The 20,435-nt window shown below is 62.7% G+C and carries 20 protein-coding genes and 1 pseudogene; 4 read left to right on the top strand and 17 right to left on the bottom strand.

Features of this window, described 5'->3' with window-relative positions; translation table 11 throughout:
* Positions 1-31 precede the first annotated feature (31 nt).
* From JOE32_RS19405 to JOE32_RS19460, 12 genes are all read right to left on the bottom strand, one after another.
* Positions 32-2,350, bottom strand: a complete 2,319-nt coding sequence (locus JOE32_RS19405; protein WP_245229074.1) for an MMPL family transporter — start codon at positions 2,348-2,350, stop codon at positions 32-34.
* Complete coding sequence (locus tag JOE32_RS19410) at positions 2,334-3,017, bottom strand: outer membrane lipoprotein carrier protein LolA (RefSeq protein WP_209987659.1); 684 nt, start codon at positions 3,015-3,017, stop codon at positions 2,334-2,336. The genes JOE32_RS19405 and JOE32_RS19410 overlap by 17 nt, the downstream gene beginning before the upstream one ends.
* Positions 3,014-3,439 carry an acyl-CoA thioesterase gene (locus tag JOE32_RS19415; protein WP_209987661.1) on the bottom strand — a complete coding sequence of 142 codons (426 nt, stop codon included), beginning with the start codon at positions 3,437-3,439 and terminating at the stop codon, positions 3,014-3,016. The genes JOE32_RS19410 and JOE32_RS19415 overlap by 4 nt, the downstream gene beginning before the upstream one ends.
* Positions 3,432-4,973, bottom strand: a complete 1,542-nt coding sequence (locus JOE32_RS19420; RefSeq protein WP_209987664.1) for an aromatic amino acid ammonia-lyase — start codon at positions 4,971-4,973, stop codon at positions 3,432-3,434. Before JOE32_RS19420 ends, JOE32_RS19415 begins: the two co-directional genes overlap by 8 nt.
* On the bottom strand, positions 4,957-5,892 hold the full coding sequence (locus JOE32_RS19425) for a glycosyl transferase (RefSeq protein ID WP_209987666.1): 936 nt from the start codon (positions 5,890-5,892) through the stop codon (positions 4,957-4,959). The genes JOE32_RS19420 and JOE32_RS19425 overlap by 17 nt, the downstream gene beginning before the upstream one ends.
* Positions 5,889-6,623 carry a glycosyltransferase family 2 protein gene (locus JOE32_RS19430; protein WP_209987668.1) on the bottom strand — a complete coding sequence of 245 codons (735 nt, stop codon included), beginning with the start codon at positions 6,621-6,623 and terminating at the stop codon, positions 5,889-5,891. Before JOE32_RS19430 ends, JOE32_RS19425 begins: the two co-directional genes overlap by 4 nt.
* A 212-nt stretch (positions 6,624-6,835) precedes the next feature.
* Positions 6,836-8,506, bottom strand: a complete 1,671-nt coding sequence (locus JOE32_RS19435; RefSeq protein WP_209987670.1) for an acyl-CoA synthetase family protein — start codon at positions 8,504-8,506, stop codon at positions 6,836-6,838.
* Positions 8,503-9,048, bottom strand: a complete 546-nt coding sequence (locus tag JOE32_RS19440) for a hypothetical protein (protein WP_209987673.1) — start codon at positions 9,046-9,048, stop codon at positions 8,503-8,505. The genes JOE32_RS19435 and JOE32_RS19440 overlap by 4 nt, the downstream gene beginning before the upstream one ends.
* Positions 9,045-9,299: an acyl carrier protein gene (locus JOE32_RS19445; RefSeq protein WP_209987676.1), complete on the bottom strand. Its 255-nt coding sequence runs from the start codon at positions 9,297-9,299 to the stop codon at positions 9,045-9,047. The genes JOE32_RS19440 and JOE32_RS19445 overlap by 4 nt, the downstream gene beginning before the upstream one ends.
* Positions 9,300-9,308: 9 nt before the next feature.
* Positions 9,309-9,578, bottom strand: coding sequence for a phosphopantetheine-binding protein (locus JOE32_RS19450; RefSeq protein WP_057008480.1), 270 nt, complete (start codon positions 9,576-9,578; stop codon positions 9,309-9,311).
* Positions 9,556-10,368 carry a lysophospholipid acyltransferase family protein gene (locus tag JOE32_RS19455; RefSeq protein ID WP_209987679.1) on the bottom strand — a complete coding sequence of 271 codons (813 nt, stop codon included), beginning with the start codon at positions 10,366-10,368 and terminating at the stop codon, positions 9,556-9,558. The genes JOE32_RS19450 and JOE32_RS19455 overlap by 23 nt, the downstream gene beginning before the upstream one ends.
* Positions 10,344-11,066, bottom strand: coding sequence for a beta-ketoacyl synthase chain length factor (locus tag JOE32_RS19460; protein ID WP_209987682.1), 723 nt, complete (start codon positions 11,064-11,066; stop codon positions 10,344-10,346). The genes JOE32_RS19455 and JOE32_RS19460 overlap by 25 nt, the downstream gene beginning before the upstream one ends.
* Before the next feature lie 316 nt (positions 11,067-11,382).
* On the opposite strand from JOE32_RS19460, the gene JOE32_RS19465 reads away from it, so the two are divergent.
* The gene (locus JOE32_RS19465) at positions 11,383-12,153 is read left to right on the top strand and encodes a ParA family protein (protein WP_003237260.1); all 771 of its coding nucleotides are present in this window, start codon (positions 11,383-11,385) and stop codon (positions 12,151-12,153) included.
* Between the two features lie 57 nt (positions 12,154-12,210).
* Here JOE32_RS19465 and JOE32_RS19470 read toward each other — a convergent pair whose 3' ends face one another.
* The gene (locus JOE32_RS19470; RefSeq protein ID WP_245229076.1) at positions 12,211-12,714 is read right to left on the bottom strand and encodes a hypothetical protein; all 504 of its coding nucleotides are present in this window, start codon (positions 12,712-12,714) and stop codon (positions 12,211-12,213) included.
* 510 nt (positions 12,715-13,224) lie between these two features.
* Between JOE32_RS19470 and JOE32_RS19475 the strand changes: the two genes are divergently transcribed.
* Positions 13,225-13,452, top strand: coding sequence for a DUF6124 family protein (locus tag JOE32_RS19475; protein WP_209987686.1), 228 nt, complete (start codon positions 13,225-13,227; stop codon positions 13,450-13,452).
* A 130-nt stretch (positions 13,453-13,582) separates the two neighbouring features.
* On the opposite strand, the gene trxC is transcribed toward JOE32_RS19475, so the two are convergent.
* Positions 13,583-14,017, bottom strand: coding sequence for a thioredoxin TrxC (gene trxC, locus JOE32_RS19480; protein WP_015373594.1), 435 nt, complete (start codon positions 14,015-14,017; stop codon positions 13,583-13,585).
* A gap of 234 nt (positions 14,018-14,251) precedes the next feature.
* On the opposite strand from trxC, the pseudogene JOE32_RS19485 reads away from it, so the two are divergent.
* Positions 14,252-14,547, top strand: a pseudogene (locus JOE32_RS19485) (type II toxin-antitoxin system HigB family toxin).
* Positions 14,544-14,945: a transcriptional regulator gene (locus JOE32_RS19490; RefSeq protein WP_209987689.1), complete on the top strand. Its 402-nt coding sequence runs from the start codon at positions 14,544-14,546 to the stop codon at positions 14,943-14,945. The pseudogene JOE32_RS19485 and the gene JOE32_RS19490 overlap by 4 nt, the downstream one beginning before the upstream one ends.
* Here JOE32_RS19490 and JOE32_RS19495 read toward each other — a convergent pair.
* From JOE32_RS19495 to mscK, 3 genes are all read right to left on the bottom strand, one after another.
* Positions 14,938-15,420: a GNAT family N-acetyltransferase gene (locus JOE32_RS19495; RefSeq protein ID WP_209987692.1), complete on the bottom strand. Its 483-nt coding sequence runs from the start codon at positions 15,418-15,420 to the stop codon at positions 14,938-14,940. The two genes, JOE32_RS19490 and JOE32_RS19495, sit on opposite strands and share 8 nt — an antisense overlap.
* 95 nt (positions 15,421-15,515) lie before the next feature.
* Positions 15,516-16,979: a protein adenylyltransferase SelO gene (gene selO / locus JOE32_RS19500; RefSeq protein ID WP_209987695.1), complete on the bottom strand. Its 1,464-nt coding sequence runs from the start codon at positions 16,977-16,979 to the stop codon at positions 15,516-15,518.
* A 48-nt stretch (positions 16,980-17,027) separates the two neighbouring features.
* Entirely contained in the window at positions 17,028-20,411 is a 3,384-nt protein-coding gene (gene mscK / locus JOE32_RS19505) for a mechanosensitive channel MscK (protein ID WP_209987698.1), read from the bottom strand.
* Positions 20,412-20,435: the final 24 nt, after the last annotated feature.

Below are 20,435 nucleotides of genomic sequence, written 5' to 3' on the forward strand. Positions count from 1 at the left end.
AGGCTCCTTGCCGCATGGGCGATAATCACATTCATAGGGCGGGTCTGCGCGGCCCGGCCCAGGGCGCCAGCATAAAGCTGAATGCCAGGCCGAGGCTGACCGACAGGCCGAAATTACTCACCGCTGGCGTACTCGATACCGCCAGCAGACCGAACGACAGCCAGGTCGTCAACGCCGCCAGCAACGTGCCCAGCAGGCTGACCGCCGGGCCGCCGATCTGCTCGCGCATCAGGATCGCATAGTCGACGCTGATGGCCGTGACCAGCAACAGGCCGAACAGGCTGAACAGGGTCAGCGGCTGGCCCAGCCAGCCCAGGCTGGCCAGGCTGCACAGCGCGGCCAGCAACGGCAGCGCGACGATGCGCAAGGCCCCGCCGAAGCCGAACGGCACCATCAGCAGCAACACGATCAGCACACACGACAGTAACTTGAGTTCGGCGGCGCTGATCTGTGTGGCGGCGAACACGCGGTTCAGGTCGCCCAGGCGATCCACCAGTTGCACACCAGGCAAGTCCACGGCCTGCACCCGCAGCAGCGCCGGATTGTTCAGGCCCTGCAGGCTGACCATTGCTGCCACGCCGCCGTTGACCGGGCCCAGCCATAGCGTGCGCCAGGGTTCGGCCAGCGGACCTTTGAGGGCGGCGTCGATATCTTCGGTGGGCAGCGCCTGCAACTGCGCCACTTCGGCTTGCAGGGCGCTGGCCGGCACACCGAGGTCCACCAGCGGCTGCCAGTGTTGCGCCAGGTTGCCCAGCGCATCGCGCAGTTGCTGTTGCTCGGCCGGCAAGCTGACCAGTTGGTTGAGCGCCAGGTAACCCTGCAGCTTGTCCATATTCACCAGTTGCTCCAGGCGCTGGCCCAGCGCGGCCTGACGCTCCAGCAACTGTTGCTGGTTGTCTGCGCGCACCAGGAAGAACTGGCTGGTGGGCTGAAAGCCGGTAATCCGTGCCACGGCCTGGGCTTCCTGCAGCAAGTGGGGCGGTGCGCCGATCCACTGGCGAATGTCGTTTTTGCTGTTCAGGTGCCATACACCGCCGGCGCAGAACAGCAGCACCAGCGCCAGCAACAGCGGGCTCGGCACGCGCTGCAGCAACGATTCGCGCAGCCGCCACAGGCCCTCGGCAATCCGCAGCGGCCACTGCGCCGGGCGCAATTCAATGCCCTTGAGCAGCGCCGGCAGCAGGCATACGGCGCACAGGTAGGCGCCCACCAGCCCAGCGGCGGAAAACACGGCAATCTGCGTCAGTGCCGGAAACGGTGTCCAGGCCAGCGCCAGATAACCGATGCAACTGGTCGCCAGGCTCAGGCTCAGCCCCGGCAAGGTCAGGCGCAACGCCGGCCAGCTTTGCCACGGCTTCAGGCTCCAGCTTTTGGACAGGTAATGCAGCGGGTAATCCACCGCCACGCCGATCAGGCTGGAGCCCAGCACCAGGGTCATCACATGCACATGGCCGAACAGCGCCACACAAGCCACCGCACCGAACAGCATGCCTGTGACCACCGGCACGAAGGCGAGCAATACGCGCCAGCGGCGGAAGGCCAGAAGCAGCAACAGCAAAATGCCGACGGTCGCGCCGCCGCCGACCCAGGTGATTTCCCGCGTGGCTTGCTGCTGCCCATTGGCCGCGTAGAGCAGGCCGCTGGCCGCGAGCAGTTGCGCGCCGTGCTCGGCGGCCTCTGCGCGGCTGGCCTGGAGCAGGTCCGCCACTTGCAGCGGCAGGTGCATATCGAAGGCATTGCCGGTGGTGCGCGCGCGCAGCAGCACCCAGCTTTTGCCGTCGGCATCGGCGATCAGCGCGCCGCTGCCGATATCCAGTTGCACCGAGCCATGCTGTGGCTGGCTGTTCTGGATGCGCCCGGTGAGGCCCAGCCAGTCATCCTGGCTCGGCACCAGACTGAAGCCGGTAAAGGGGTCGAACAGCGATTGCACGCGCTGCTGGATAAACGCCTCGGGATGCTCGATGAGTTGCTCGCGGTCCTTGGCCGCGAGCATCGCCAGTCGCCCGCGCAGCAGTTGCTCGCGCAGTGCCGGCAGGTCGGCCTGCAGGTTCCACTGCACCGTTTCAAACAGCCCGCTGGCCTGCCAGCGCGCGCCCAGCTGTTGCGCCACGGCCACCGCCTGCTGACGGTCGGCATGCCCCACCAGCACCAGCATCTCGCGGTTGAGCGGCTCCTGCATGCGTTGTTCGGCTTGCTGTTCCAGCGCATCCGGCGCACTGCCCGGCACCAGCTCCATCAGGTTGGCCGACAGCGGCGCACCCTGGCGCCATTGCCAGCCGGCCAAGGCCAGCACGGCCACCAGCAGGATCAGGAACAGGCGCGGCAGCAGGCGCTCACTGGGCAAAGTCATGTTGCTCCGCGTCGGTCAGGGGCAGGCTCGCGGTGCTGTCCTGCATGCGCAGCACGGTGCTGTCGCCCTGGGTCTCCTGCAGTTCGATGGTGTGCACCAGCGCGCCGCCGTCGATATTGATTTGGTTGAACACCTGCTTGAGCAGCAGCGAACGCGGAATCAGGGTCAGCTTCCACTGCGTGGACTCACCTTGCAGGTGCAGCTCGAAATCACGCTGCAAGCCGCTGCTGTCGCCCTGCAGCACGGCGAGAAACAGACGGTTCTGCTCAGCTCCGGCACTCTTGTTCGGCAGCCATTGCCAGCCATTGCCTTCACGCCGGGCGATGCCCTGGGCGCTGATGCGGTAGTCCTGTTGCAACGGGGTTTTCAGCAACCAGAGCAGGCCGTGGTCCTTGGCAAGCACGAAGGTGCCCTTGCTGACCAGGGGCTGGGGCAGGGCGCGCAGGTGTTTTTCCTGGGTGAAGCTGCCGTGGATCACGGAGGGTTTGGCCAGTTGATCGCTGAGTTGTTGCAGGTCGAAAGCGTGGGCGCTGAAGCTCAGCAACAGCCCGATCAATGTGGGAGCGGGTTTGCCCACGAAAAACCTGAGGACGCTGCGCAGTGCATGGCGGATCGCATTAACGTTGGCGATTTTCGCGGGCAGGCCCGCTCCCACAGGACATCTCATTTCAAGGCCCTCTCGACGGCGTCGGTGAAGATTGTGGGGGAGGCCAGCTGCATCTCGCGGCTGGCGATTTCCACCGCCACTTGCACGGTGCTGGCGCGGGTCAGGCGCTCGCCGCTGGCGAGGTCGGTGATCAGGTAGTTGATCTTCAAGCGGTTCTCCCACTCCACCAGGCTGGCGCGTACGTTGATCGTCTGGCCGAACACCGCGCCGCGCACGTAGCGCAATTGCATGTCGATCACCGGCCAGGCGTAGCCCGCCTCGCGCATGGCGCTGTAGTTGTGGCCGATCCTGTCGAGCAAGGCGCAGCGTGCGACTTCCAGGTATTTGACGTAATGGCCGTGCCACACCACATGCATAGTGTCGACGTCGAAAAACGGCACGAGGATTTCAGTGTTGCAGTGCAACACGCCGGGGCTACGCATGCAGCCTCCAGTGCTGCGCGGCGATGCGTTGCAGGCACAGGCGCAATTCGCCTTCCAGGGCACGGTCTTCGATCACGGGCGGAAAGTCTTTGCCCAGCTCGACGTGCATGGCGGCCAGGGCCGGTGGCAGCGGGCGCGCAGCCTCGGCCCGGGCGCGCAGCCACACCCCTTGATTGGCGGCCAGCAGGGCGGCGGCGGCCACTTGTTCGGTCAGCTCCAGCACGCGGATCGCATCGCGGGCGGCGATGGTGCCCATGCTCACCTTGTCCTGGTTATGGCACTCGGTGGAACGCGAGAACACGCTGGCCGGCATGGTGTTTTTCAGGGCTTCGGCGGTCCAGGCACTGGTGCCGATCTGCACGGCCTTGAAGCCGTGGTTGATCATCGCGCGGTCGGCCGGTGCGCCGGACAGGTTGCTCGGCAGGCCGTGGTTGTAACGCACGTCCACCAGCAACGCGAGCTGCCGGTCGAGCAGGTCGGCGACGTTGGCCACCAGGGTCTTGAGGCTGTCCATGGCGAAGGCGATATGCCCGCCGTAGAAGTGCCCGCCGTGCAGCACGCGTTCCTGCTCGGCGTCGATGATCGGGTTGTCGTTGGCGCTGTTCAGCTCAATCTCGATGAATGAGCGCAGCCAGTTCAGGCTGTCGGCCAATACGCCGAGAACATGGGGCGCGCAGCGCAGCGAGTAGCGGTCCTGCAGGCGGTGCAGCGGCGCGGTGGGCGCGTCGATCGCCAAATCCTTGCGCAGCCACGCGGCGACCTGCATCTGCCCCGGGTGTGGCTTGGCGGCGAACAGGCGTTCGTCGAAGTGTTCCGGGTTGCCTTGCAGGGCCACCACATTGAGTGCGGTGATGCGCGTGGCCAGTTGCAGCAGGTAATCGGCGCGGGCGAAGGCCAGGCAGGCGAGGCCGGTCATCACCGCAGTGCCGTTCATCAAGGCCAGGGCTTCCTTGGGACGCAACACCAGTGGCGCCCAACCCAGCTCGCGGTGCACGTCGGCGGCCGGGCGCCGTTCGCCGTGGAACAGCACGTCGCGCTCACCGGACAAGGTGGCCGCCACGTAGGACAGCGGCGTCAGGTCACCGCTGGCGCCCACCGAGCCTTCCTCGGGGATCAGCGGCAGCACATCGTGTTCGAGGAAGGCATGCAGGCGCTCGAGCAGCTCCACGCGTACCCCGGACACGCCGTGACACAACGATTGCAACCTGGCCGCCAGCACCGCGCGCGTGGCCTGGGCGTCGAGCAGCTTGCCCAGGCCGCAACCGTGGAAGGTGTATAGGTGACGCGGCAGCGCTTCGACGTGCTGCAACGGCACCGCCACCACGCAGGAGTCGCCGTAGCCGGTGGTCACGCCGTAGATCACGCCTTCCTTGTCCAGCAGCGAGTCGAGGAACTGCGCGCCCTTGGCAATGCGCTGGCGATAGGCTGCGTCTTCCTGCAACTGCGTGTGCACCTGACGGTTGGCCAGGGCCAGCACGTCTTCGATGCGCAGGGGGCGTTCGCCAAAGGTGACCGGCTCAGGATGCGGGATCATGGGTCTTCCAGAAGGGGTAAAAGTTGAACCATTGTTGGGGCGCCTGCAGACAGAACTCGCCCAGGCGTGCGGCGTAACGCGCGGTCCACAGGGCGATTACCTGTTCGCGGGTGCTGCGCTTCCATTCGATCAGTTGCGCGAAGGGCTCGATGGTCAGGCGGTAGCGGCCCTGGTGCTTGAGGCACATCAGCAGGTTGACCCGGCATTGGAGCAGGCCGGCCAGCAGCCACGGGCCTTGGGGGAACGCGGCGGCATGCCCGAGAAAGTCCACGCGCACCGTGCGCCCGCCATGCAGCGGTACACGGTCGCCGGCAATCGCCAGCCATTCGCCATCGTCCAGGCGCTGGCTGAGCAGCAGCATGGTGGCGGGGTCCAGCTCGCTGACCTGGATCAGGCGCAGGTGGGTGGCACCGGCCTCGCCCAGCAGGCGGTTGAAGCGCTCGGCGTGCTTGGTGTGCACCAGCACGTTCATGGTCACCTGTTCGCCGATCTCCGCCAGCGCGCGGCACACCTCGAGGTTGCCCAGGTGTGCGCCCACCAGCATCTGCCCGCGCTCGCCGCGCAATTGCCCGCGCAGTTGCGCCGGGTCGTTGATTTCGATTTGTTCCAGACGCAGTTTGCCGTTCCACACGTCGAGCTTGTCGAGCAGGGAGTCGGCGAAGGCCATGAACTGGCCGAATACCTTGCGCCGGGTGGGGCGCAGCTCATCGCGCCCGCTCCACTGCGCCAGGCGCTGCTGGTATTGCCAGGCGCTCTGGCGCGCGGTGCGGCCGAACAGAAAAAAGTAGAACACGATGCTGTACAGCAATGGGCTCAGCAGGCGTCTGCCGAGCACCCGGGCGGCGACGGCGGTGAATTTCATCAGCCAGAAGCTGCCGCGTTCTTCGCGGTCGGCCCAGTGTTTGGTGTTGTCGGTCATGCCTGCCACCGTCGCCACAGGATCATCGGCGCGCGCACCAGCATGCCGAAAAACAGCCGGGTGTGCATGGCGCTGATGCGCAGGTTGTCGTGGAACAGGCGAAAGTGCGACAGGCCGTCGGCGGGGTAATGCACCTGGGTCGGCAGCCAGCGCATCGGCTGGTTGCGCCAGGCCAGGCGTACGAGGATGTCCGAATCGAAATCCATGCGCGTGCCGATGTAGGCCGAGTCCATCAGCGCCAGCACCGGTGCCAGCGGGTACACGCGAAAACCGCACATCGAATCGCGGATCTGCAGCGAGAGGGTGTTGATCCATACCCATACGTGGGTGAGGTAGCGCGCGTAGAGGCGGCCCTTGGGCACGCTGTCGTCGTATTCGGGGTAGCCGCAGATGATTGCGTCGGGGTGCCGGCGCGAGGTGTCGATAAAGGTTTCGACTTCACGCAGATCATGCTGGCCGTCGGCGTCGACTTGCAGCGCATGGCTGTAGCCCAGGCGTGCGGCCTCGCGGAAGCCGGCCATGACGGCGCCGCCCTTGCCGAGGTTGTGGGGCAGGGTGATCAGGGTGACGTGTTCCAGGGTCGCCAATTGCACCAGCACCGCCGCGCAGGCCGGGCTGCTGCCGTCGTCCACCAGCAGGCAGGGCAGGCCGCTGGCGAGCAGGCTGCGCACCACGGCGGGCACGACGGCTTCATGGTTATAGACGGGGATCAGGGCGCAGGGGTTATGCATGGGGCTCCCACCGTGCGGGCAAATGCCCTGTGGCGAGCGGGCTTATTGTGGCGAGCGGGCTTGCCCCGCGTTGGGCTGCGTAGCAGCCCCCATAAGGCTGCCGAGGTGTATCAGGCAGAGCTCCGTCGCCTGTTTTGGGGCTGCTACGCAGCCCAACGCGGGGCAAGCCCGCTCGCCACAACAAGCCCTTTAGCCATAACAGCTGCGACAGGTTAATCATTCGCCATCTCCAACTGGATCCTGCCGCTGGAGCAGGCGGTGTCGGCATTGCGATAGGCGAAATACAGCTTGCTGCGTTGCGCGTCAAAGCGCAGGTGCAGTTCGATGGAATCGCCAGGGCGCACCAGTTGCTGGAACTTGAGCACTTCCATGCCGGCAAACCGGGTCGGCACGTCCATCAGTTGTTGGCTCAGGTTGAATGCCCACTCTACCTGCACCACGCCCGGCAACACCGGTGTGACCGGGAAGTGACCGCTGAAATAGGCGAGGTCCGGCGGGATGCTCAGTTGCAGGGTCCATTCGCCGTCGGCGTCGACCTGCTCCAGTACGTCGGGCGCTTTGGGCCGGGGCGCCAGTAACAGCGCGTCTATCTCGGCCTGGGGCAGCTTGCCCTGGCTGTTGAGCGGCAGCTGACGCAGCAGGCGCCAACGGCGTGGCAAGGCGAGGGCTTCGCAATGCAGGCTTAAATGCTGGCGCAGGGTTTGAGTCACCGCGCGTCGGCCCTGATTGCGCAGGGCATGCAGGCCTTCGGCGCTCAGTACCACCAGGGCGCCCAGGGAAGCACGGTTTTCCTGGACCACGCCCAAGCGGTTTTCGCTGACCCAGGGGTGAGCCATCAGGGCCTGTTCGAGCATCGGCAGGGAGATGCGTTTTTCTTCCAGCTTGACGATGCGGTCCAGTCGCCCCAGCAGTTCGAAACGGCCATCGGCATGGATGCGTGCGGCGTCGGCGGTGTGTTCGATATGCCCGGCAGGCAAATAAGGCGAGGCGATACGCAGCGCGCCGTCGGCATCCTGGCTCAGCTCAACGCCTGCAAAGGGCTGCCAGGGTTGTGCGCCCTGGCGCCAGGCGATGCCGCCGGTTTCCGAACTGCCGAGGATTTCCGTCGGCCATTGCCCCAGGCGATCGTACAGGCTGCCGGCGGCCTCGACGGGCAATGCGCCGCCGGAGGAAAACACCCGCGACACGTGGCTCAGCGCCGGCCAGTCGAGGTTGTCGCCCATGCGCTTGAGCAGCGCGGGGCTGGCGACCCAGGCGAACCGGGAATGTTCGCGGCTGGCGCGCTGCAAGTCTTCGGAAAACGCCAGTTGGGTGCGACCAAAGCTGCGCCCGGCGCACAGCGGCCACAGTACGCGGAACAGCAAGCCGTAAATATGTTGAGTGGCAACGCTGCCGATAATGCAGGCGTCCTTGAGGTCGGCGCCCCACAGGGTTTCCAGCGCGTCGACTTCGTTGGCCAACTGGCGCAGGGTCTTGTCGATGCGCTTGGGTTCACCGCTGGAGCCGGACGTGCACAGGCTCAGTTGACAGGCGTCCAGGTCGAGGGCGCCGCCGGGCAGGGGCGCCTGGTACAACGCGTCGAGGTCCGAAGCCTGGGTCAGCCAGGCATCAACGGATGCGTCCCAGCGTTGGCGCGTGTGCGGTTGCAGGTCGGCGGGCAGCAGCACGCTCACGCCGGCGCGCCAGGCGCCCAGCAGGGCAATCGCCAGCACGCCGGCGTCTTCCAGGTGCACCGCCAGGCGGCGGATACCGCGCGCCTGCAGGCCTGCCGCCAGGCTCAAGGCGTGCGCCCGCAGTTGGGCATGGTGCATCGCAGGCTCGGTGGTGACCAGGCGCTGCTCCAGTGGCTCAAGCAGCAGGTGCTCAAGTTTCAAACCTTTCATACGCGGCCTCGAACCCTTTGTCGTATCAGCCATTCCACGGCAAACAACAGTCCCATCAGCCCGTAGGCGATGAGGCCGTTGTACAACGTCCACCAGCTCAGCGGCGCCCACAGGGTGAGGGCAGCGGCGAGCAGGCCATTACACAGAAAAAACACGCTCCACACCACGGTGACCTGGCGCGTGTACGCAACCACTTTGGGCGCCAGCACAGGCTCGGTGATGCGCGCAATGCGCTCGACCATCGGCGGGCCGTATTTGAGGCTCAGGCCGAACAGCGCCAGCATGAACGCGCTGACCAGGCTTGGGTACCAGCGCAGCAGGTACGGATTGTCGAACCACGCCAGCAACAGGCAGAACAGGATCACCGCCACTGCCATCCAGCGGCTGCCGGGGCGTCGCGCACCGGTAACGGCGCGCAACAGCCACAGGCTGCCCAGCAGCAGGCCGAACTGCCACGGGGCAAAGTGCTCGGTGCCGTAGTACACCGCAAACGGGTACAGCAGCCCCGCCAGCAACAGGCCAAGGCCGATCAACCGGCTCATGCGGCGGGCTGGACCAGGCGGTGCACCGCCTCAACCACGTCGTTGACGGTGCGCACCGCCTTGAATTCCTCGGCGGCGATCTTCTTGCCGGTCTGGCGCTTGATATGGTCGATCAGGTCCACGGCATCGATGCTGTCGATTTCCAGGTCCTGATACAGGTTGGCGTCGAGGGTGACGCGCTCCGGCGGCAGTTCAAACAGCTCCACCAGGGCATCGCGCAGGGTGTTGAAAATATCGTCACGAGTTTGCATGGTCCGGTCTCAAGCTGCCTGTCTGGCTGTGACGAACGCCGCAAGGCAGGCCACATTGGTGAAGTGGTTACGGGTGTCCTTGGCGTCGGCATCGATCTTGATGCCGTACTTTTTCTGGATCGCCAGGCCCAGTTCCAGGGCGTCGACCGAATCCAGGCCCAGGCCTTCGCCGAACAGGGTCTGTTCGCTGCCAATGTCGTCGACGCTGATGTCTTCCAGGCCCAGGGCCTCGATGATCAGCATCTTTATGTCGCGCTCAAGGCGTTGTTGGTCGCTCATCTTCGGCGAGCTCCTTAATGAAATAGTGGTGCAGGTAATCGTTGAGCTTGCGCGAGGCCTGGGGCGCGGGCCCCAGTGAGGCGAACGCCTGTGGTTCTATATCGGCACCCACGCGCAAACTGAAGTGAAATCGACGTTTGGGAATGCGATACCAGGGTTCGGCCTTGGTCAGGGTGGTGGGGCTGACCTTGATCACCACGGGCGTGATGACCGATGCGCCCCGCAGCGCGATGGCGGCGGCGCCGCGATGAAAGGCCGGCGGCGCGCCCGGCGTGGTGCGGGTGCCTTCGGGAAAGATGATCAGGGTCTGGCCGGCGCGCAGGGCGTCGGCGGCGGCATCGAGCATGTCGGCGCTGCCGTCGTTGCTCAGGTAGCCGGCATCGCGCACCGGGCCGCGGGTGAACGGATTTTGAAACAGGCTGCGTTTGATCACGCAGTTGGTCTGGCGCATCAGGCCAATCAGGAACACCACATCGATCAGCGACGGGTGGTTGGCGACGATCATCTGGCCGGGGCGTCCGAGTCTTTCTGCGCCTTCGACGCTGTAGGTCAGCACCCCGACACGCTGCATCAGGCGAATGAAGAACCAGAACAGCCGGCTGATGGTGTGGCGGGCGCGGCGCTGATGCTTCGTCGCGCCGCCGGGCAGGCAGCTGAGCAGCGGAAACACCAGCAGGCGCAGGCACAAGCCGCCCAGGCCGAACAGGAAAAAGCTCGCGGCGGTGGCGAACAGGCGCCAGTAGTAGGCGTCCCGGGGTTTGTCGGTCACAGCTTGCGTTGCCAATTCCATACTCGGTTCTTCCAGGCATGTTGGCAGGCCCCCTGTTCGGTGAGCAGGGTGCGCAGCAGGTTCAGCGCGTGGGGCCACTGGGCGGCGGTCGAGGGTTGGACAGTGCTGTCGGTGAGTTCCAGCTGCCACTCGTCGCCCGGGGTCAGCAGCAGGCCGAGGGCATAGGGGAACGGTACGTCGTGGATCCAGCCGGCGTAGGCGGCGGGCGGCTGTTCTTCGGTGATCACCAGCAACACCGCCGGCGCGCCTTCGTTGAGCAGTGCGGCGGCTTCGAGTACACCGTGTTCGAGACCGTCGCCGGCGGCGGCGAGGGCGGTCATTTCGCTGGTCTCATTGCGCAGGATCGACCACAGCCCTACCACCGCGTTGTGCACCGACAGGCTGAACTGGGTGGGTGACAGGGGTTCGTCATTGGCCAGGTCGCTGAGGATGTCGAGGGTGCGCGGGGTTTCGCCATGCCGGGAAATGAACACCAGCGGCAGGTCCTGCAGGCCCTCTGCCAGCGGCCAACCCACGCTGAACGCCATGCGCGCCAGGCGGCTGAGGCGCCGGCGCTGCATGGCCGGTAAAAATGACACGTCAGGGCAAGCTTCGCTGGCGGGCAGCAACACCGGGGCCCGACACCAGGCGTGCCAGTCGTCCGCGCTGTCGAGGCCCGGAGCCCAGGCGCGCCATTGGGCGATGCTGAAGTTGATCACTGAGAAGTTATCCCGCCCCTGCGGGCTTCCATGTGCCACCGATGCCCCGGTTTTCCGGGACAGCGCAGGGCCGAATGGCGCGCATTATCCCGGTGCTGCGGGGTTCTAGCAAACATTGGTAAATAATTGTTCACGGTTGATTGAATTTTGCATGGGAAGGGTTACGGATTGTGCTTGACCGCCGACTCAATGGGATCGTCGGACCTTTCTTATTTGCTCATAGGGAGCCGGCTTGCACTGCATTGATCAGCGAGGTAGCTAACAGGCGCTTTTGCCCTCTACACTCGGGCATTCATTGATACCCGGAGGTTTCCCCATGCGGCGTGTGGTGTTCAATCAAAAAGGTGGGGTCGGCAAGTCCAGCATCGCCTGCAACCTGGCGGCGGTCAGCGCCAGCGAAGGCTATCGAACCCTGTTGGTGGACCTCGATGCACAAGCCAACTCCACCCAGTACCTCACCGGGCTGACCGGCAACGATATCCCCATGGGAATCGCCGATTTTTTCAAGCAAACCCTGTCTTCCGGACCGTTTTCCAAGAAGAACAAGGTAGATATCTACGAAACGCCGTTCGACAACCTGCATGTGATTACCGCAACGCCGGAGCTGGCCGACCTGCAACCCAAGCTCGAGGCCAAGCACAAGATCAACAAACTGCGAAAGTTGCTGGACGAACTGAGCGAAGATTACGACCGCATTTACCTCGACACGCCGCCGGCCCTGAACTTCTATGCGGTCTCGGCGCTGATCGCTGCCGACCGTGTGTTGATCCCCTTCGACTGCGACAGCTTTTCGCGCCAGGCCCTCTACGGCCTGCTGGCGGAAATCGAAGAATTGAAGGAGGACCACAATGAAAGCCTCGAAGTGGAAGGCATCGTGGTCAACCAGTTCCAGGCCCGGGCGAGCCTGCCGCAGCAGATGCTGGACGAGTTGATTGCCGAAGGGTTGCCGGTGTTGCCCGTGTACCTGGCCAGCTCGGTGCGCATGCGCGAGTCGCACCAGGAGAGCAAGCCGCTGATTCACCTGGACCCACGGCACAAGCTGACGCAGCAGTTTGTGCAGTTGCATAACTTGCTTGAGAGCACTTGAGGCAAAGTTCAGCTCAAAAAAACTGTGGGAGGGAGCAAGCCCCTCTCACATTGATTTTTACAATGTCATGATTACTTTAATAGCACTCGCGCCCTGAACATTCTCAAGAGCATAACTACTGAATTCATAAATTCTTCCGCGAGTGGATAGATGCAATGTGCCATCTACTATTTGTGCAGAAACGTCTGGATTTTTGGTTATCAAAAAAGGGTTGATTTCTTTTAATGCTTTCAACGCTTGTTCATCATCCTCAACTTCCTTCGAAATATAATAGCGATAAGAAAAGGCTACTGTTGCTCCCCCGCGATTGTCGCGGGCCCCGTAGATTGAGTTACCGTTTCCGAGCGATTGTTTATATACAATCTCGTCTAAGTTTGCTTGTGAGGGAGAAATTAGCCAGCTTGCGCTCAGGTAGAGCAGGCAACCAACCAATAAGATGTTACATATGCCCTGGGTCAATGATTTAAATATTCCTAGTCCTGTCGATTGAGTATGCGAATAACTTAACGAGTGTTTACTTTGTACGGCGCATTTGGAATCTAGCAAAGATTCCTCAAGCATACCTCACGCCGACTGTCACTTCGTGAGTGATCAAGTTAAGCGCGTTCCTGCGTACGGCACGGTGCATACGTGGAGAATTTTTTTAGAGAAGATTCGTGTTTATTCACAGTTTTCCGCCAAATTAAAGGCCCGCAGAGCCCCACGCTCTTTAGGCTCGCCTTTGCGTTCGGGAATTTTTCTCACAAAGGCTGTAGGACGGCTCTGGCAATAGCGGGCAAGTCTTGTCTCGTTACCTACAACTACGCCAGAATCCGCCGGCTTGTGCGTCTGAATGGGCGTCTCTAAGGTTTGCCGGTCGCTGAATGTTCAGCGATCGGGTTTAGTAGCCCGAAGAGCGGCGTAAAGTGCACAAGCTTCATCCAGCAGATTCTGTCTGTGCTTGATGGTGGCTGTGCGTAGGGCACCTTCGGGTGCGCCGGCTTTGCGTCGTTCCCCCGGTCTACTAACCTGCGTACAGCTGCCGCCCCTTGTTTAGTAGCGAGGTGAGGGCAGCCCAATCCGGGAATGACCATGACAGCTAGCAATCTTTACAGCATCACACCCAACCTCCCCACCGAAACGCTAGTCCTCAACAGCTACGAAACCCTCTCCTCCGTTCGCACGCTACTGCTCAACCTGTCCAACGACCTCACGGGCGAACACCGCGACGTGGCCCTGGCTATCCACCAATTAAGCGAGCTGGGCGTATTGCTGGTCGGCCAGATAATGAGCCGTGAAGCCCCGATATCCGCAAGCTGAAAACGCAGTCAAAATGTGGGAGGGGGCTTGCTCCCGATGGCGGTGGATCAGCTACCGGTGTGCTGACTGACCCACCGTCATCGGGAGCAAGCCCCCTCCCACATTGGCCTGCGCCGGTTTCAAGGGCGGGTTACACCCCTTGGCTTCGCAGCCAGCTCATCAACTGCGGCAATGGAAACGCTCCACTCTGGCGCGCCACTTCCCGGCCATTCCTGAACAGGATCAAACTCGGAATCGATCGAATCCCCAACTGCGCCGACAGTTGCTGGTTCGCTTCACTGTCCAGCTTGGCCAGCCGGCATTTGCCCTCGAGCTGCCCGGCCGCCTGCTCGAACACCGGCGCAAACGACTTGCACGGCCCACACCACTCGGCCCACACATCCACCAGCAACGGCAAGTCGCCCTTGATCTGGCTGGCGTAATCGCCCTGTTTCAGCTCAAAGGGCTTTTTCAGCAACACTGGCTGTTTGCAGCGCCCGCATTTTGGGGCATCGCTCAGGCGTTCACCGGGGATGCGGTTGAGGCCATTGCAATGAGGGCAGGGGATTACAAGCGGTTCGGACATGGTGGGCTCCTTGAGTGTGGCCAATCCTTCTATTTGGCGTCAGGCGTGGACTTTATCAAGCACGGCTGCGGTGAAGCATATGCTCACAGAATCGTCCGTGTTGATCCTCGCTGGCCTATCTAGGCTAGGAGTGCTTGTTCGAAACAGCACCATTGGTCCGTTTGGCGTTATCGCAAATTGCGATAGTCTGCGTTCGGGCTTAATCTCCATAGCAAGATGCGATAGGGATGTTGCATGCGAGTGATCAGCGAGAAAAGGATCTGGGAAGCAAAGGAACAGTGGCCCCGTTCAGCAACAGCTTTGGATCAGTGGTATCGGGTTATGAAGCGAAACCACCCCAAGGACTTTGCAGCAATGAAGACCATGTTTCCCGCCACTGACAAGGTCGGCGATTTTCATGTGTTTGATAGTGGGGCAACAAGCTGAGATTGATTGCTTGTGTGGACTATCGGGTGCAACGCGTTTACATCAAGCACCTGCTTGATCATCGCGATTATGAGAAAGATAAATGGAAGGAAAAAATCAGATGAGTGCGCTTATGCGGGTCGCTGCCGACCACTGGCAATTTGTCTCACCCGTGCTGCGAAAGCCGGAAAACGAGGCGGACTACGACGCTCTGGTGTGCGGATTAGACGAGTTATTGAGTCTGATCGGCGAGGATGGGGACAGTCCGCTGATGAGCCTGGTGGACATCCTCAGCGATTGGATCGAGGCCTACGATCAAGAGCATCGTCCTATGCCTGTGGCCAGTGGCGTCGATGTTCTGCGCTATATGATGCGCGAGCACAACCTCACTCAGAGCGACTTGCCGGGTGTTGGCGCCCAATCAGTGGTCTCTGAAGTACTGAGCGGCAAACGCCAGCTCAACCTGCGGCAGATCCGCTGGCTGGCGGATCGTTTTGGCGTGTCGGTGGAAACTTTTATCTAGACGCGCCTTTGAACACATACACACAGGTGTCGTCCACCACCCCTGCATTGTCGATCCGCGCATTGGACAGCACCGCCTCGCATTCGAACCCGCATCGCTCTGCCACGTTGATGCTGCGGGTATTGCGGCGGGCGGTGGTGAGGTCGATTCGTTTGGCGTTGAAGAACTCAGCGGCAAGGTCGCGCACCAGGGCGCAGGCTTCGCTGGCGTAGCCTTTGCCCATGCTGTCGGTGCCGATCCAGTAGCCGATTTCCAGGTGCGGGATGCGCAGGTCGCGGATAAACAGGCTGATGCAGCCGACCAGCGCGTCGGAGCTGTTTTCGATAATCAGGAACTTGTATTCGTGCTGATCGGCGTTGAAGTTATCCACAGCCGTTTGCAGGTTGGCGCGGGCATCTTCCAGGCTATTGCGGCCGTTTGCCCACACCAGAAAGTCGGTGTGGGGTTGGGTGAAGTCCTGGATCAGCCGGTGCATCTGCTCTGCTTTGGCGATTGTCGGCGCGGCAAGCTGTAAATGGGTGCTGCGTAACAGTGCTGCTGGTATGTCGGAAAATCTCACCATCCGTCTCCTTACGACGAACAACTAATCTCCAAATGCTTACCCCAATCCGGCGGGCGCTGTGCGTATTGCTCCATCCCGGCCTGCTCTTCAAAAGGCCGGCTCAACACGTCATGCAGCCTGCGCACCTCGCTGTAATCGCCTGACTCGGCGGCGGCGATGGCGTTCTGGGCCAAATAGTTGCGCAAGATATACAGCGGGTTGACCGCGTGCATCCGCTCACGGCGTTGCGCCTGGCTGTACTCGCCATCGCGCGCAACGCGTGCCTTGTACAGCTCGGCCCAGGCATCAAACCCGGCCAGGTCGACAAAATCATCGCGCAACCGCGCCACGGCCAGTGCGGCCGACTCATCGCCCAAGCGGCGGAAGAACAGCGTGTAATCCACGCCGCTGTTCTGCATCAGCGCGAGCAGCCGCTCCACCAGTTTCTGATCATCCTCTTCGGCGGTCGTGAGCCCCAGTCGGCGGCGCATCAGGTCCAGATAGTGGGCCTGGTACAGCGGCAGGTACACGCCCAGCGCCTCTTTCAAGGCATCCACGCTGATAAATGGCGTGAGTGCCTGGGCCAGTGCGCTGAGGTTCCATTGGCCGATGGGCACCTGATTGCTGAAGGAGTAGCGCCCTTCGTGATCGGAGTGGTTGCAGATGAAGTGCGCATCAAAGTCGTCAAGAAACGCGAACGGGCCAAAGTCGAAGGTGATGCCGAGGATCGACATGTTGTCGGTGTTCATTACGCCATGGCAGAAGCCGTAGGCCTGCCACTTGGCGATCATCTCGGCGTTGCGTTCGACGATTTCGCGGAACATGGCCAGGTACGGCTCGGGCTGCTCGCGGCATTCGGGGTAGTGCAGGTTGAGCACATGTTCGGCCAGTTCGGCCTGCTGCTCGGGCTTTTTGGTGTAGTAGAAGTATTCGAAATGGCCGAAGCGGATATGGCTCGGGGCCAGGCGCAGGACCATCGCGCCGCGTTCCTGTTTTTCGCGCCACACCGGCGTGCTGGAGCCGATCACGCACAGCGCGCGGCTGCTGGGGATGCCCAGGGCATGCAGGGCTTCGGAGGCAAGGAATTCGCGAATCGAGGAGCGCAGCACGGCGCGACCATCGCCCATGCGCGAGTAAGGCGTCATGCCGGCGCCCTTCAAGTGCAGGTCCCAGTGCTCGCCCGCCGCGTTATACACCTCGCCCAGCAGCAGTCCGCGCCCATCGCCCAGTTGCGGGCTGTAGCCGCCGAACTGATGCCCGGAATAAACCATCGCCCGCGGTTCTGCGGCCTCCCACAATTTATGGCCGCTGAACAGTTCGGCAAATACCGGCGTTTGGGCCACGGCCGGGTCGAGGTCGAGCAACGCCATGGCGGCATCGCTCGCCACCACAAGGCACGGCTCGTCGAGAGGGTCTGGCAGCACGTGGGTTGAGAATGCATCGCCCAGGCGTGCGAAGCGGTTGTCGAAGGTCAGTTCGTCGAGGGCTTTCACCGGCCATCTCCAGCAGAATGTCCGAGCATTCTGCTGGGGAAGGGCGGTTTAGTCGAGTTTGCTCGGCGGCGGTTCCGGTGCGTCCACCACGTTGGCGGCAGGCGGCTCGGGTACTTCAGGCTCCGGAACCGGGCCGACAAGGGTCTTGCGCTCGTCTTCCACGGGCACCAGTTTGTATTCCTGACCGTGCATGTTTTTCAGGTACACCTCCATCTGGCGGAACGAGATGTTGATGTGCTGCTTTTTGAATTCGCTGTTGATGTAGCGGTTGACCTCGTCCAGCACCGGGTTGCGGTCGCCCAGGTCGCGCACGTGCATGCGCAGCTCGTGGTCGAGGGTGCTTTCGCCGAAGTTGAGGAAGTACACATGAGGTTCCGGGTCTTTCAACACCCGTGGGTTTTCCCGCGCGGCCTTGAGCAGCAATTCCTTCACCAGGTCCAGATCGGAGCCGTAGTCCACGCCCAGCTTCAAGGTGACGCGGGTGATGGTGTCGGTCAGCGACCAGTTGATCAGTTGCCCGGTGATGAAGGTTTTGTTCGGGACGATGATGTCCTTGCGGTCGAAGTCGGTGATGGTGGTGGCGCGGATGCGGATCTTGCTCACCGTGCCCGACAGGTTGCCGATGGTGATGGTGTCGCCAATGCGCACCGGACGCTCGAACAGGATCATGATGCCGGAGATGAAGTTGGCGAAGATTTCCTGCATCCCGAAACCGATACCCAGTGACAGCGCCGCGACCAGCCACTGCAACTTGTCCCAGCTCACGCCGAGGGTGGCGAGGGTGGACACAATACCGAAGCCGGCAATCACGTAGGACAGCAACGTGGTGATGGCGTAGGCGCTGCCCTGGGCCAGCTCCAGCTTGGACAGCACCAGCACTTCCAGCAGGCCGGGCAGGTTGCGCGCCAGGGCGAAGGTGATGCCGACGATGATCAGCGCGCCGAGCAGGTCGCCGATGCTGATGGGCACCATGCTGATGTTGGCGCCGGTGCCGCTGGTGTATTCGTAAAGTGTGACGTTGTCCAGGTAGGAAAATACCGAGATCAGGTCCGACCACACCCAGTACAGCGCGGCGATAAAGCCACCCAGCAGGGCCAGGCGAATCAGGCGCAAGGACTGTTCGTTGACCTTCTCGATGTCCAGGGTCGGCTCTTCAACCACCGCTTCGCCTTCACCGGCTTCCTTGGCGGCCTGGCGTTTGGCCAGGGCCCGCGCGTAGGCAAGGCGCCGCGCGGCCACGCTGAGCCAGCGCACGAACGTGGCTTCGATCACCAGCCACAACATCAGCAGGTACAGGGTGTTGATCAGGCGGTCGCTGAGCTTGAGCGCGGTGTAGTAATAGCCGAAGCACACCGCGACAAACAGCGCGACGGGCAGGGCGGTAAACAGAATGCCCGCGACCTTGCGAAACAGAGAGGCTTTCTCATGGGTCGGGCTGTTGAGCAGCAGGCGGCTGAGCAGCCAGGCCATCAAGGCGTAGCAGGTGAGCACCACGCCGATGCCCAGCACGTCGTCGGCCAGCGCCGCCGGTTGGTGTTCGGCAATCGCCACCACCGCCACCAGCGCCAGCACCACCAGCCCGAGCTTGCGTACCCAGCCTTGCAGGAATTGAACCTGGGGTTTCTCCCAACGAAAGTGCAGTTCGGCCACGCCGCCCGGCGCGAGGATGCGATAGGCGGTGTAGAACACCAGCCACGCCTGGGCGAGCTGCAGCAGGGCCGAGCCGAGGTTGGCGTTTTGCCCACGGGCGTCGATCTGCAGCGCATAGCCGCACAGCGCCAGGCCCAGGGACACCGGCATCGCCAGCAGGATATTGATCAGGATGGCCTGCGGCGTGTGCCACTGGCTGTCGCGCTTGAAGTGGCCGATGTCCAGGTGGACCCGGTTCAAGCGGTGGTACAGCGCCTTGCGCCGCCACAACAGCGCGCCGATCAACAGCAGCAATGGCAGAAACAGCAGCGGGCGCTGGGTCAGGCCGTCGTACAGTTCGCTGACGCTGGAGGCCCATGGCAGCGTGGTGACCTGCTTGCTCAGGTGTGCCGGCACGGTTTCCAGCCACTCGGCGTCCAGCGGCTTGTTGCTGGGGATCCAGAACATCTGCTCATCGAGGGTGGCACGCAGGGTGGTGGCGGTGCTCAGCAGTTGTTTCTGGTTCAGTTGCAGGGTGATGGATTCATTGAGCAGGGCGCTCAGCTCGCGGCTCAGGCGTTCGAGCAGGTCGCTACGGGTCACCGCCAGTTCCAGCAGGGTGCGCCGCAGTTGCGGGGTGACATCATCCGGTGGCTGGTTGGCCAGCAGGTTATCCACATAGGCAGTGGGCGAACTGATCAGCTCGCGCTGCTGGTTGACCTCAAACTGGTACAGGCGAATGTTGGCGATGTCGTCGGCCAGGTCGCGGTCCACGGTGAGGTGGGGCAGGGCCTGCTTCTGTTTATAGAGAATCTTGGAGAGCAGCAGGCTGCCCTTGAGCACATTGATCTGCTCGTCCAGCGCCGAATCGCTTTGGGTGACGGTGTCCAGTTGCTGCTTGGTCTGCAGGTTTTTCTGGGTCAGGTCGTTGAGGCGGTCGGTACTTTTGAGCAGGTAGTCGGAGAGCTTCAGGTTCTCGGCGCTTTCGGTCGCGAGGATGCTGCTGCCACCGGCTTTCTGCGCTTCGATGGACTGTTGGGTCACCGTCTGCTGCGACTGGGCCAGGCGTTTCTGGTTGATCAGGGTTTGCAGGTCCTGGATTTCCTGTTCCAGGCGTGCGGTTTTTTCCTGGATCAGGTCGTGCCGGCTGTTGCCCAGGTCCTGCAGTTGGCTGTTGCCGGCCAGCTCCTGGCGGCGCAGGGGGATCAGCGCATTCAGCGCGGCGAGTTCGGCGTTCAGCTGGTTGCGCTGGTCGGCGTTGATCGCCTTGCCGTTGTCCTTGCCGGTCTTGAGGATCGAATTGATCTGCAGGATGCGCGTCTGGCTGCTGCTGATCTCGGTCTGGGCGCGTTCCGGGCGGGTCTGGGCGGCGATGGTCAGGCTGTTGGCGTCGGCCAGGGCCTTTTGCAGATCGCCTTGCTGCGTGGTGCGTTGCACCAGCAGTTGCTCCAGCTGCGACACGGGCTGGTTGGCGTAGCGTTGGGCAACGGGGATCGGCTTGGTGGCCTTGAGGCGCGCCAGCTCGCGCTGATTGTCGATGGTCTCGCGCGGCGCTTCGGCCAGCTGGCGCTTGAGGTCGGCGAGGCGCTGCTCGTAATCCTGCTGGTTGCCCAGGTAGGTCAGGGTCTGTTGCAGGATGCCCTGCAACGCCTTCATGTCGGCGTCGGGCAGCTTGCGGTCGGGCAGCTTGTCCAGGGTTTGCTGGATGGCGTCGGCGCTGGGCGGTTCGGCAGCGTTGACGGTGCCGACACAAAGGGTCAGGCCGAGCAGGGCAGAGGCAAAAAAAGTGCGCAGGGTTGGCATAGAGACCGGTCGTGCTAGGTGAAA

The organism is Pseudomonas sp. PvP025 (assembly GCF_017832155.1).
Classification (GTDB): domain Bacteria; phylum Pseudomonadota; class Gammaproteobacteria; order Pseudomonadales; family Pseudomonadaceae; genus Aquipseudomonas.